Here is a 13809-nt window from a genome sequence, read left to right as displayed (position 1 = left end):
CTCGTACTCACAGGTGCTACGACTTTCACTTAGAATTGCAGGATAAGTCATAAATCAAGCACCCGTAGTACCTGAGTGGTTCATCGAATAATCAGTGAGGATGAAGAAAAACCCTACCGATTAAAGCTTCACTTTATAATAATGTTAGTATGTTCATCGTATGTGAAAGTATAAAGTTATTCAACTATGTTGCTCACAGTCTAATTATGACTGTTTGGTAAAAACAGCAAAATGTCATCAATGTATTTCGATAATGTTGATACAGATATTCCATATTGCGCAGCAATGTCCTTTTTCGTCACCTTTAACATGCGAGATGAGCGGAATAAATAATCATTTGCTCCAGCAATCGCCGCTGGGTTCGTAAAGCGATAATTTTGCGTAAGTGCTTGTTCACATAGTACAAACCACATTTGAAACATTGGCGTGACAACAGATGTGAGCTTTCCATACTGCTCTAGTAGGATCTCCGGTACCTTTACTGCACGTAAAAAGCTTGCCTCCACTTTGTTTTTCTCATCAAATTGATGGCCTAGTGCATAGGCCAAAAACAGTTTTTCAAACGCATTATATTGCTCAACATCAATCCATTTTGGATGAGCTATAATCTCTTGTTTATGCGCTGTACGGCTTAATAAAAATAAGCCAAAAATTCGGTCGCTTGCATAACTACTATCGAGCTTCTCCACAATAAATTCGCGATCGTGTTCTAATGCATCAAGCTCAAAGATGTTTTCCTGCTGACGCCAAGGCTCAAAGCCCTCTTTTTCTGGATCTTGTTCTAGCAACAGTGCCCAAGCACTTTTTGAAATATCTTCATGCCCCGAAAAATAAGCCGCATGTGATAACCAGAAATAGAATCCCGCATCCCCCAAATAACCACGTTTTTGCATACTACGCAGCCATTTAAAGGCTAATTCATATTGTCCGATAAGCGCTAACGTTGCGCCTAGTTTATAACGATGCTCCCAAGCATATGGCTGAATTTTCACAAGCACCTCTAAAAGTGCCTTTAATTCCTCATCGTTTTTTTCATAGTACGCGATGACAGTTAAATTACATAATGCATGTAAATTCCCCTTATTATCACGCAATACTGTATTCAATAATGCTTTTGCTTGCTCAGCCTCTCCAACATAAAAATAAGCCAATGCTAAATTGTTATAAGCCGACCAAAATTCAGGTCTATCTTCAATTAAAACTTCCAAAATGCTAATAGCTTCAGGGAAATCGCCCTTTTCCATGCAACGTCGTGCCTGTTCTTGACGATATAAATCCTCCCCTGAACCTTCTTGCTCTTCAAAATCATCCTGCTCAAAAGCGACAAAATCCAAAATTTCAGCCGCTTCATCTGCATAGGCACCCTCTGGCTCCATTTGCAAATATTGCTGTGCAAATCGTTTCGCATCCTGAATCATTCCGACGCATCCAGACACCTCAGCCATATAAAAAATTATCTCTGGCTCATCTGGGTCTATTTGATAGGCACGACGAAGTAGATCATACGCTTCCTCAAAACGTTGACCGTCCAGCTCTACAATCGCTAGTTGCATTAAAATCATCGGATCATCTGGGCTTAAATCCACAGCACGTTGTAGATATTTATACGCTTTATTCATTTGCCCACTATTCATCGCTTGAATTGATTTTTTATAATAATAGTCGCCTGTTGGAATGAACGATACGACATTCGTTTGACTTTCTTTTTGACGTTTCTTTTCCAAAATATTTCCTCCGAAACAAGAAATAAGGAACGCATCACACGTTCCTTTTACAGTAACTTTCATTATACCATACTATAAGCGATATGCTGTTATTTCTCCTCGTGACGTTTTTCCAACACATGTAATACGTCAAAAACATTTACTTTCTGTTCTTGTAACAATACTAATAAATGATAGATTAAATCTGCCGCTTCCCATTTAACTTCCTCTGCATCCCGGTTTTTCGCACCGATGACAACTTCTGTAGCTTCTTCACCAACTTTTTTACAAATTTTATCGATGCCTTTATCAAATAAATATGTAGTATACGCACCATCTGGCATTTCTTGTTCACGTTTTTCAATGATTTTCATAAGCTCTGGAATAATACCGACTGAGCCAACTTTCGCATTTTCTTGAAGAATTTCTGTAAAGCAAGAAGTCGTACCGTTATGGCAAGCAGGTCCTGCTGGAAGCACTTCAATGACTAGTGCATCGCCGTCACAATCCGCTTTAATGGATACGACCTTTTGGGTATGACTACTTGTAGCACCTTTATGCCAAAGTTCTTGACGTGAACGTGAGTAGAACCAAGTTTCACCAGATTCAATTGTTTTATCCAAGGATTCTTTGTTCATGTATGCTACGGTTAATACTTCCTTTGTATTGGCGTCTTGAACTACTGCCGTAACAAGACCTATATCGTCAAATTTAATGTTGTCAATCATCTTACTGCCACTCCTTTTTCACGTAAGTACTCTTTTACTTGCGCTACACTCGTTTCTTTATAGTGGAAGATGGATGCCGCAAGTGCTGCATCTGCATCAACGTCTGCTGTTAATACTTCGTAAAAATGTTCGGCATTCCCTGCACCGCCACTAGCAATTACAGGCACTGTCACAGCCTCTCGTACCACTTTTGTTAATGCCAAATCAAAACCAGACTTCTCACCGTCTTGATTCATACTTGTTAATAAAATCTCACCAGCACCTAAACGCACAGCTTCCTTTGCCCACTCAGTTACTTGCCAAGCTGTTTTATTGCGCCCACCATGTGTATAGACCATCCATGTGCCGTCTTCTTCACTATAGCGCGCATCAATTGCTACAACAATACATTGTGCTCCGAAGTAGTCAGAACCTTCTTTGATAAGCTCTGGACGTTCTAAAGCAGAGGTATTGACGGATACTTTATCAGCACCAGCTCGCAAGATTCGTTTCATATCATCTAGTGTACGAATACCACCACCGACCGTAAAGGGAATGGCAAGTGCCACTGCTGTTTGGCGCACCACATCTACCATAGTTTCACGCCCTTCATGGGATGCCGAAATATCAAGGAACACCAGCTCATCCGCCCCTTGCTCATCATAAAACTTCGCAAGCTCTACAGGGTCCCCTGCATCCCTTAATGACACGAACTGAACACCTTTGACAACACGCCCTTCTTTGACATCCAGACATGGAATAATACGCTTTGTTAGCACGTTGCCACCCCTTTTAACCATTGTTCTAATAAGTACACACCAAGTTCTCCCGACTTTTCAGGATGGAACTGCATTCCCGTAATAGCACCATTCGCGACAATGCCTGGTACCTTGATTCCTTGATAATCTGCATAAGCAACAAGCTCATTGGCATCCATGCCCGTTGCATAAAATGAATGGACGAAGTAGACATGCTTCGCCGGCACCTCGTCCTTTAGCCAAGCTGGGCGGTTAGCCATAACTAGTTCATTCCAACCCATGTGTGGCACACGGTATTGTTGCCCCTCGTGCACACCGCTAAAACGTTGAATACTCCCTTTAAAGAAACCTAAGCCTTTCGTTGATGAAACCTCATCACTGTCATCGAATAGTAATTGCATTCCTAAGCAAATGCCAAGCAATGGACGATTTTCTGCTTTCACCTTGTGTAAATAACTAGCTAAATTTGTGTCAGCCAGTCGCTTCATCGCATCAGGAAACGCACCAACTCCTGGTAATAAAAGAGCGTCAGCAGTATCAAGCTCATTTACATCCGCTGTGACATTGACGTCACATCCAAGACGCTTTAGAGCCTGTTCAACACTGAATAAGTTGCCCATCCCATAATCAATCACACCAATTTTCACGTTAACAGCCCCTTTGTTGACGGCACGCCTTTGACACGTGGATCAATCTCTACTGCCGCATCTATCGCACGTGCTAAGGCTTTGAAAATTGCTTCGATAATGTGATGTGTATTATGTCCATATGGTACGATGACATGGACATTCATACGTGCTTCTAGCGTGAATTTCCATAAAAACTCATGCACTAATTCTGTATCAAACGTGCCTACCTTCTCTTTTAGGTCTGGTACGCGGTATTCTAAATGGGGGCGATTTGAACAATCCACCACAACTTGCGCAAGGGCATCATCCATCGGAACAAAAGCACTCCCATAACGTTTAATGCCCTTTTTATCTCCTAACGCCTCACGAATTGCTTGGCCTAATACAATGCCTAAATCTTCTGTCGTATGATGATCGTCAATATATGTATCACCACTAGCTTGAATAGTGCCGTCAAAAAGACCATGCTTAATAAATAAATCAAGCATATGATCCATAAAGCCAACACCTGTTTTAATGTCTGCTTTTCCTTCGCCGTCTAAATCAATAGCCACAGAAATTTGCGTTTCATTTGTTTTACGTTCTACCATTGCATAGCGTTTCTTTTCTGTCATCGTGCTACTCCTTTTCCCATCCACGCGATTCTACTGCACGGGCATGGCCCTCTAAGCCTTCCATGCGTGCTAAGCGTGCAATTTTCGGTACATTTTCTGCCCACGTTTTTTCACTATAATAAACGATGCTCGATTTTTTCACGAAATCGTCAACATTTAAACCACTTGCAAAGCGTGCCGTACTATTGGTTGGTAACACATGATTTGTACCAGCAAAATAATCCCCAACCGGCTCCGAGCTATAACGTCCAATGAAAATCCCACCCGCATGACGTACTTGCTGTGCCACAGCTTCTGCATTTTTCGTGACAATTTCTAAATGTTCAGGTGCCAATGAGTTAATAGCATCAACAGCCTCTGCCATCGTTTCTGCAATATAAATCGCACCAAATTTTTCAATGGATGCTCGCGCTACTTCCTCACGCGGTAATAGGGCTAATTGCTTTTCCACTTCAATTGCAACCTTATGTGCAAGCTCTTCAGAAGTTGTGACTAAAATTGCACAGGCCAGTCTATCATGTTCTGCCTGCGATAACAGATCCGCTGCTACTTCATCTGCAAAGGCTGTGTCATCTGCAAGTACTGCAATTTCACTTGGTCCCGCAATCATATCAATTGCTACCTCCCCAAAAACTTCTCGTTTAGCAAGTGCTACAAAAATATTGCCTGGGCCTGTTATTTTATCGACTGCTGCAATCGTTTCTGTGCCGTATGCAAGTGCCGCTATTGCCTGTGCGCCACCTACTTTATATAGTTCCTCTATCCCTAAAATATGCGCAGCTGCAAGCACACCAACTGGTAATTTCCCATCTCGTCCTGCAGGTGATGTAATCACAATACGCTTTACACCTGCAACTTTCGCAGGAATAACATTCATTAACACCGATGATGGATAGGCTGCTGTCCCCCCTGGAACGTAGAGACCGACTGCATCCAGTGCTGTTATACGCTGTCCAAGCCAAGAGCCATCAGCTAAGTCTAAACGATAGCCTGTGCGCATTTGTTGTTCATGATAGAGGCGAATATTATCCGCTGCTTCCTTCAAATCAGCATATAATTGAGCATCAAGCGCATTGGCACCCGCTACAATGTCTTCTTTTGTGACACGTAACTCATCTGGTACAAAGCCATCCCACTTTTCTGTATAGGTACGTACAGCTGTATCGCCTTGTGCTCGAACATCTGCTAATACCTGCCGCACAACCTGTAACTGTTCTTCATTCCCGCCCTCAAGTGGACGTTTTAAAGAAATTCCTTTTGCTAGTTTGGTAATCTTCATTCACAAAGCCCCCTTTAATTGACGCATTGTTTTAAGCGTTTCACGAGGTCGATTATTCGATCGCCCTTCATGCGATAGCTTACTGGATTGGCGATTAAACGAGATGAAACTTCTGTAATATGTTCATACTCGACTAAGCCATTTTCTTTGAGCGTACGTCCTGTTGATACAATATCGACAATGCGATCAGCTAAACCAATCATTGGCGCCAATTCGATTGAGCCGTTTAATTCAATAATTTCGACTTGCTCCCCAATACCCTTATAATATTTCATCGCAATATTTGGATACTTCGTCGCAATTCTCGGTGCAATTTCGTTCATCGTTGTATGAGGTAAGCCTGCTGAAGCGATATAACATGCACTAATTTTCAAATCAAGCAATTCATGCACCACTCGCTGTTGCTCCAATAATACGTCTTTTCCCGCTATACCAATATCAGCTACACCATGCTCCACATAGACAGGAACATCCATTGGTTTTGCTAAAATAAAACGAATTTTCTCTTCAGGGATTTCAATCATTAATTTACGTGACATCTCTACTTCTTCCGGTAAATTAAAGCCTGCTTCAATAAGCATTTGGTATGCCTCTTCAAAAATACGCCCTTTCGGCATAGCAATTGTTAATTCATTCACCGTCATCTTCCCCCTGTCCAACAACGACTACCTTTGTAAAATGTGCTTGAAAGGCAGCTTTATCGCCTAGACTGCTTGCCAATTGTAAAGTTGTCTTCTTACCAGCCGCTCGTAAGGCTTGTACCTTTTCAAGAGCCGCTTCATAGTGTTCCTCCTCAAACAACACCACAAATGTCTCTTCCTTCTCAACGGTTTGTCCTGCTAACGTTTCTAGCAAACGGTCCACCCGGATACTAAATCCTGTAGCACCTACTTTTGAGCCAAATACTTCAAGTAAACCGTCATATCGACCACCGTTTCCAAGTGGGAAGCCACTGCCAGATGCAAATACCTCAAACAGCATTCCTGTGTAATAATTCATATGGCTTGAAAGTGTAAAATCAAACGCTACATAATCAGCCAAATTCGCTACCTCGAGTAATTTTGCAAGTTGTTGCATATATTCTAGTGCATCATTTTTACGTACATACTTTTCAATATCTTTAATTTCATTAACAGTCATTGCTTCCTCAATAAATTGCAGCAACGCGTCAGATTTTGTTTTTGGTAAATCAAATGATTCCACAGCTTCCTCAAAGCCTACATAGTTGCGTTGCACAAGTAATGTGCGTAAAGTATTTTCTTGCTCAATGCTTTCTGTATAGTCCTGTAAAATACAATTTAGTACACCTGCATGTCCAATTGTTACTTTGAAATCTTTTAATCCAAATTGCTTCAATAGCTCCATTGCCGTCACAATGACCTCAACATCTGCAAATACTGAGTTATCACCAATTAGCTCAATACCCATTTGATCAAATTCTGCTGGTCGGCCGCCTTCTGTTTCTTGTGCACGAAAGACACTTGCAAAATAAGCTAAGCGTAGCGGAATCATCTCTTTTAATAATTTTGATGTAGCGACTCGAGCAATTGGTGTGGTCATATCTGGACGAAGTACTAACGTGTTGCCTTGGCTGTCTACTAACTTGAATAGATGTGCATCAGAAATTGCAGATGCTTTACCAACCGTATCAAAATATTCTACCGTCGGCGTTTTTATAAATTCATAGCCCCTTGAGCGTAAAAATTTTCGCCCTGTCTGTCTTACAGCTTCTACTTTTTCGTAAATCTGTGGAAATGTATCACGCATACCAAGTGGCTTTTCAAACATTTTAATCGATGACATTTTGACACTTCCTTACATTTCACTTTAATTCACTAGAGTGATAGAGAATTAGATTATGAAAGTATTTTAACTCATTCGCACTAATCAGTCAATGTAATCCCTTATCAATTCTCTAATAATTTAGACACTTATTATTCTGTTAATTATACACCTATTTATTTTAAGTAGAGCTTTATTCAGTGAGTTTTCCGACACGCAAAGCGTTCACGTGTACTCGTTGTTATCGTTATTCCTCTGACTATAGGGAAAAGAAAAACTCACGTTGCGTAGCTACACAACGTGAGTTTTATGTTACTTTTTAGGCGTACTCCATTCTACAACTTCCTTGCGTTTACGCTCTACCATCTGTTCTGCTGTAAATATAATTTGCATAGGATTACCGCCTGCTAGACATCCAGCTGGCACATCCTTATGTACAAGGGTTGCAGCTGAAACAATTGCTCCGTCACCTATCGTAACACCTGGTAATATTGTTGAATTGGCACCAATCATTACTTCATTGCCAATATGAACATCTCCTAAACGATATTCTTCAATTAAATATTCATGTGCCAGTATTGTCGTATTAAAACCAATAACTGAATTATTTCCGACATGTATGCGCTCAGGGAACATTGTATCCGGCATGACCATTAAAGCTAAAGATGTTTTATCACCAATATCCATTTTTAGAAAAGAACGATACAGCCAGTTCTTCATACGTAAAAACGGTGTGATGCGCCCAATTTGAATGACAATAAAGCACTTCATCACCTTCCAAAAGGACACCGTATCATAAATATTCCATAGCGAGTTCGCTCCTTCAACACGGTAACGTTCCGTTTTACGGGCCATCAGCTTACCCCTCTTTCACAATGTCAAATAAATCTGTCATATGTTGCAACATATATTCTGGCTTGAATTGCTGTAAATAATCCGCACCTTTTATCGACCAAGCGACACCAGCACATCTTACACCTGCATTATGTCCCGCCTCCACATCGTGAGAATTATCACCTATCATAATGGCGTCTTCTTTCGATACCCCAAGGCGTTCAAGAGCAAGTAATACGGGCTCAGGATCAGGCTTTACATTCTTTACATCATCCGTACCAATGCGTTCATCAAATAGATGGGATGCACCTAGTACTGAAAGTCCACGGTCAATCATATCATTACGTTTTGATGAGACAATTGCTAATTTAATGCCCATCGACTTTAACTGCTCTAAAGTTGATACTACATCTGGATATTCTGTCACAAGCTCATCATGATGCAGCACATTCCAAGCACGATATTTTGCAATCATTTCATCTTCTTCCCCAGGTGATATGTCACTAATTGTCTGTTTTAATGACGGGCCAATGAAATTTAGGCAATCTTTTGGCGAATATTGCCCAGGAAATCTTTCTTCTAAAATATACATGAATGTTTGTATGATTAAATCATTGGTATTGAGTAGAGTGCCATCAAAATCAAATAGCAATGCCTTTACAACCATGTGTTGCACCCCTTATTTATTCATCTAAATATTTCACAGTAGGTTTTACCTTCCAGCGTCGATAAAGTATCGCACCAAGACCCACTACAATGCCTATAATCGAGACAACTTGAGCCGAACGTAAATCTCCAACTAAATAGAGGCTATCTGTACGTAAGCCTTCGATATAAAAACGACCAATTGAATACCAAATCAAATAACTAAAGAAAATTTCTCCACGATTTAAATTCACTTTACGCAGTGCTAATAAAATTAATAAACCGATGAAATTCCAGACAGATTCATATAAAAACGTTGGATGTACGTAAGTACCTAATTCTTCGATGTACATTTGATTGATGATCCAATCAGGAAGCATCAGATTTTCTAAAAACCCACGTGTTACTGGACCACCGAACGCCTCTTGGTTCATAAAATTTCCCCAACGACCGATAATTTGTCCAATTAAAATACTTGGTGCCGCAATATCTGCCACTCGTAAAAAGCTTACTCCTTTTATACGTGTGAATATGTATGCTGTCGCAAACGCACCTAAAAGCGCACCATGAATAGCAATACCGCCATTCCAAATTTCAATAATCTTGCCGGGATTTTGTCCATAGTAGTCCCAACGCATTGATACATAGTAAATACGCGCGCATAGAATTGAAATGGGAACTGCCCACAATAATAGATCAGCTAGAAAATCCTCTGGCAGACCTCGTTTCACAGCCTCTCTTTGCCCTACAAAATACGCTAAAATAATGCCCGAAACTATTAATAAACCATACCAGCGAACAGCTATAGGTCCTAAATGAAAAGCAATCGGGTTTATATCTAATAGTAATAAGTCCATTTTATGCTCCTCTCATTATCTAGCTATCACACATGAAGAAAGCTAATCGTCTAACTCATCTGTAGATGAAATGACTTCATCTAATCGTCTTGAAAACTCCTCCGCTGCATTGACGCCCATTTTTTTCAGCCGGTAATTCATTGCAGCTACTTCAATAATGACGGAAACATTCCGTCCAGGCCTTACTGGAATCGTTAACTTCGTCAGCTCAGTATCAATTATTTTCATTTTTTCTTCTTCTAAACCTAAACGATCATATACCTTTTCTGGATCCCAGATTTCAAGCTCAATTATCAATGTAATACGCTTATAAGGTCGCACCGCACTTGCGCCAAAGAGTGTCATAATATCGATAATGCCAATACCCCTGATTTCAAGTAGATGCTCTAAAAGTGGCGGAGGGCTACCTATTAATAAATTTTCTGATTCTTGACGAATTTCTACGCAATCATCAGCGACTAATCGATGACCTTTTTTCACAAGTTCGAGTGCCGTTTCACTTTTCCCAACACCACTTTTTCCGATAATCAATACACCGATGCCATACACATCGACTAAAACACCATGCGCTGCAGTCATTGGTGCCAAGCGCCCTTCTAAATAATTTGTCAGCCTGCTCGAAAATTTAGTTGTGGTCATATGTGTTTTAAAAACTGGTACGTGCTTTTCATTGGATGCTTGAATAAGTTCCTCAGGCACCTCTAAGTCACGTGAGATAATAATTGCTGGCGTATCCTGAGAGCACAGCAAACGCATACGTTCGAGTTTAACATTTGCTGATAACATTTCGAAAAAGGAAAGTTCCGTTTTGCCAAGCAACTGTACTCGATTCGCTGGATAATGGGTAAAATATCCAGCCATCTCCAGTCCCGGTCTTGAAATATCGCTTGTGGCAATCGTTCTTCCGATTCCCTCCTCGCCGCCTAATAGCTCTAACTTAAATTTCTCCATTACGTCCCTTGTTAATACTACGACCAATGTTTGTAGCCTCCATTCAAACGACTTGAATATTGTTTTATTTTAGCATGTCTATGTATAAAAGAAATGATTTTGCACTTGATAATAGGTGAAGCTCTATGGAAATCTCTCTCATATTCTTTCAAATGAGCAATACTATAAACCTCACTAAAGTATATTCCTGTCTAAAACAAAAAACTAGCGGCTCTCCAGCTCCGCTAGTTTTCACTTTAACATTATTTTTGAGACGCTAACCATTTTGCTACAGCTTCGGCATCTTCACCTTTAACAACACCAGGAGGCATGTTACCTTGACCGTTATTAATAATATCTAAAATTTCTTCTTCTGATAAACGAGAGCCTACATCATTTAGAGCTGGTGTATTACCTTGACCTTTTAACTCCCCGCCGTGGCAAGAAATACATGATTTCATTGCGATTGCTTCACCATCTGGAGCAGTTGCACCTTCGTTGTTATTTGTTGCAGTTTTGTCTCCGCCACCACATGCAGCTAAGAAAATTGCAGAACCGAACACTAATGTTAACATTGCTTTCTTCATTAGTACCCCTCCTCATAATAATAGATAAACATCTTACCTCGATAGTATACCAAATTTATGCACGTTTGAAACCTTCTCCTAATACCTCATAAGCATCAGATACGATGACAAACGCTGATGGGTCAACGTTTTTGATGAGTTGTTTCAGCTTTGTGAATTCTGTTTGATAGACAACAACCATCAGTACTGGTCTTGCTTCCCCTGTATATCCACCAATGGCGGGTAATTTTGTTACCCCACGATTAATTTCAGCATAAATGGCATCACGGACTTCATCTTGTTTCGTCGTAATAATATAAACCATTTTAGATTGACTAAAGCCGAGTTGTATAATATCAATCGTTTTTGTTGTCACATACAATCCGATTAGGGCATACAAACCTTTCTCTAAGTCAAAAACAACTGCTGCACTAATAGCGATAACACCATCAATCAACAGTACACTGGTACCAAGCGTTATGCCGGTATATTTTGTAATAATCTGCGCTAGTAAATCAGTGCCACCAGTAGAAGCATTCCCCTTGAAGACAAGTCCTATTCCTAAACCGACAACAATTCCCCCAAAAAGTGCACCTAGTAAAGGATTGTCTGTCCATGGTTCCCAATTATTCGTTAACAATACGACAAATGGTAATGTCACTGTACCGACAAAGGATTTTACGCCAAATTTTTTACCAAGTAACACAACACCAGCTAAAAATAACGGAATATTAAACATATATTGTACAAGTCCTGGATTCCAGCCAAATAAACCATTCAAAATGGTACTGATTCCACTAACTCCTCCAGACGCCACTTGATTTGGTAATAAGAAAACATTAAAGCCTATTGCCACAACTACCGCACCAACAATAACATACACATACTCCAAAATACTTGCTCTTACATCCTGTGTTTGATTCATTTCCCCACGCCCACTTCAACTATCTGAATTTTTCTAAAGACGAGATGATTATAGCAAATAGGTTTCACGTTGAGAACTTCATCTTGATGAAGAGATAGTTAATTCAGCGAATTGTCAAGGTATAGTCCATTTATGAGAATTTTAGAGGCATTAACAAAAAAATAAGCTACCTGAAGTAACAGGTAACTTATTTTGTTTGTCCATATTCGTTGTGTTTTAAAATGAGGTTTCTGCCCATTCCAATGATTCATTATATAAAAATTCGATATTTGTCATATCAAGATTAAGTTGAGATGACAATTCTTCTAAGCGATTCCAATCTAATTTACCTAATGCCATACTAAACTCTAAGTATGGTGCCATCTCTGTTTGACCACCTAAAATAGTTTCTGTAATCTCTTCTGAGAAAGGTAATTGCTGTAAAATCATATTCATTGGTCGCTGTAATAAAGTATCAATTAACGAAAACATGCCAATCAGAAAGTATTCCGAGAAATTTTGCTTATAGGAAAGCTTTGCTAGTTTTTCACATACCTTCGCTCTGAATAGTGATGTTCGCATGATTTCTTTAAAAAGGTCTGAATCCGAATTGACATCAATTTCACGCATAGCCAGTAAATAAATCCATTTACGAAGATTCGCTAAACCGAGCAAGAGTATCGCTTGCTTAATAGAGCGTACTTTCGATTTTTGGCGTCTTTTAGAATTATTAATCATTTGCAATAATTTATACGTTAACGAAATATCACGCTCTATATTTTCAGCCAACAGTTCAATGTTTGGCTCCTCTTCTTTTAATAATGAGATAATATGAAAATACTGAATGGCATTCCCTGGTATATCTGTTGCTTTAATAATTTGGGGTTGCTCAAAGAAATAACCCTGAAATAATTCGTAGCCAGAATGCTTTGCCACTTCAAATTGGTCCCGCGTTTCAACTTTTTCAGCAAGCAGTTTAATATGAGGAAAATTTTCTTTTACCTTATTTTCAATTTGCATTCGTTCGAGTAAAGACGTCAATAAGAAATCAACTTTTATAAAATCAATATGTACGAAAAGTTCGTCATAGATTTGTACGTCATCATCTAAAATAAAATCATCTAAAGCAATTTTAAATCCGTATGATTTCAGTTCAACTACGCGGTTTACTAATTTCGGTGTGAGTGGTACATCCTCTAAAATCTCAATAACAACTTCCGAAGGATTTATAAATTCATTTATTGAACTCATAAGTAAATTCTCTGTAAAATTAACAAAGCAGGGCTTACCTTTCGTTACTTCGTCGATACCTATTGTTAAAAATGAGTTTACTAAAACGTCAACTGTTGCCGCATCGGAATCGACCATTGGAAATGAATTTATATTTTTACTTCGGTATAGCAATTCATATGCAACGACTTGTTCATGAAGATTAAAGATTGGCTGCCTTCCGATAAATACTTCCATTTCGTTGCCCCCCAATTCTCCATTTTCTAGTAATTATTATAGCATCTTTCGTTTCTATTCGCTTATTTTTTCAAAACTATAGTATTTTCCTCTTATAGTGCAATTAGTATATTCCTATATAAATGGAAATTTAA

At 39.4% G+C, this 13809-nt stretch carries 15 protein-coding genes; all 15 read right to left on the bottom strand.

Annotation, left to right across the window (positions count from 1 at the left end):
- Positions 1–200: 200 nt before the first annotated feature.
- The 15 genes from ACOMCU_RS21570 to ACOMCU_RS21500 all read right to left on the bottom strand — a co-directional run bounded on the left by ACOMCU_RS21570 (position 201) and on the right by ACOMCU_RS21500 (position 13675).
- Entirely contained in the window at positions 201–1724 is a 1524-nt protein-coding gene (locus ACOMCU_RS21570; protein ID WP_421051350.1) for a tetratricopeptide repeat protein, read from the bottom strand.
- A gap of 89 nt (positions 1725–1813) precedes the next feature.
- Complete coding sequence (gene hisIE, locus ACOMCU_RS21565) at positions 1814–2431, bottom strand: bifunctional phosphoribosyl-AMP cyclohydrolase/phosphoribosyl-ATP diphosphatase HisIE (protein WP_010857381.1); 618 nt, start codon at positions 2429–2431, stop codon at positions 1814–1816.
- Positions 2428–3189, bottom strand: a complete 762-nt coding sequence (gene hisF / locus ACOMCU_RS21560; protein WP_010857380.1) for an imidazole glycerol phosphate synthase subunit HisF — start codon at positions 3187–3189, stop codon at positions 2428–2430. Before hisF ends, hisIE begins: the two co-directional genes overlap by 4 nt.
- Positions 3183–3815, bottom strand: coding sequence for an imidazole glycerol phosphate synthase subunit HisH (gene hisH, locus ACOMCU_RS21555; protein WP_421051349.1), 633 nt, complete (start codon positions 3813–3815; stop codon positions 3183–3185). The genes hisF and hisH overlap by 7 nt, the downstream gene beginning before the upstream one ends.
- Positions 3812–4411, bottom strand: a complete 600-nt coding sequence (gene hisB / locus ACOMCU_RS21550) for an imidazoleglycerol-phosphate dehydratase HisB (protein ID WP_421051348.1) — start codon at positions 4409–4411, stop codon at positions 3812–3814. Before hisB ends, hisH begins: the two co-directional genes overlap by 4 nt.
- Before the next feature lie 4 nt (positions 4412–4415).
- The gene (hisD, locus tag ACOMCU_RS21545) at positions 4416–5690 is read right to left on the bottom strand and encodes a histidinol dehydrogenase (RefSeq protein WP_421051347.1); all 1275 of its coding nucleotides are present in this window, start codon (positions 5688–5690) and stop codon (positions 4416–4418) included.
- Positions 5691–5704: 14 nt separating this feature from the next.
- On the bottom strand, positions 5705–6328 hold the full coding sequence (hisG, locus tag ACOMCU_RS21540) for an ATP phosphoribosyltransferase (protein WP_010857376.1): 624 nt from the start codon (positions 6326–6328) through the stop codon (positions 5705–5707).
- Positions 6321–7493, bottom strand: a complete 1173-nt coding sequence (locus tag ACOMCU_RS21535) for an ATP phosphoribosyltransferase regulatory subunit (RefSeq protein WP_010857375.1) — start codon at positions 7491–7493, stop codon at positions 6321–6323. The genes hisG and ACOMCU_RS21535 overlap by 8 nt, the downstream gene beginning before the upstream one ends.
- Before the next feature lie 291 nt (positions 7494–7784).
- Complete coding sequence (locus ACOMCU_RS21530; RefSeq protein ID WP_010857374.1) at positions 7785–8327, bottom strand: acyltransferase; 543 nt, start codon at positions 8325–8327, stop codon at positions 7785–7787.
- A gap of 4 nt (positions 8328–8331) precedes the next feature.
- Positions 8332–8973 carry a pyrophosphatase PpaX gene (gene ppaX / locus ACOMCU_RS21525; protein WP_010857373.1) on the bottom strand — a complete coding sequence of 214 codons (642 nt, stop codon included), beginning with the start codon at positions 8971–8973 and terminating at the stop codon, positions 8332–8334.
- A gap of 16 nt (positions 8974–8989) precedes the next feature.
- Positions 8990–9808: a prolipoprotein diacylglyceryl transferase gene (gene lgt, locus ACOMCU_RS21520; RefSeq protein ID WP_421051346.1), complete on the bottom strand. Its 819-nt coding sequence runs from the start codon at positions 9806–9808 to the stop codon at positions 8990–8992.
- Positions 9809–9850: 42 nt separating this feature from the next.
- Positions 9851–10786 (bottom strand): HPr(Ser) kinase/phosphatase, encoded by a 936-nt coding sequence (hprK, locus tag ACOMCU_RS21515; protein WP_421051345.1) that lies wholly within the window; start codon positions 10784–10786, stop codon positions 9851–9853.
- A 215-nt stretch (positions 10787–11001) separates the two neighbouring features.
- Entirely contained in the window at positions 11002–11325 is a 324-nt protein-coding gene (gene cccB, locus ACOMCU_RS21510) for a cytochrome c551 (protein WP_010857370.1), read from the bottom strand.
- Positions 11326–11380: 55 nt separating this feature from the next.
- Entirely contained in the window at positions 11381–12229 is an 849-nt protein-coding gene (locus ACOMCU_RS21505) for a YitT family protein (protein ID WP_010857369.1), read from the bottom strand.
- Positions 12230–12445: 216 nt separating this feature from the next.
- Entirely contained in the window at positions 12446–13675 is a 1230-nt protein-coding gene (locus tag ACOMCU_RS21500; protein ID WP_421051343.1) for an EAL and HDOD domain-containing protein, read from the bottom strand.
- Between the last annotated feature and the right edge of the window lie 134 nt (positions 13676–13809).

Origin of the sequence: Lysinibacillus sp. UGB7, from assembly GCF_049058285.1 — a bacterium.
In the GTDB taxonomy this organism is placed as follows: Bacteria; Bacillota; Bacilli; order Bacillales_A; family Planococcaceae; genus Lysinibacillus; species Lysinibacillus sphaericus_B.
The sequence above is the reverse complement of the archived record's forward strand: the minus strand, read 5'-3'. Positions and strand labels throughout refer to the sequence as shown.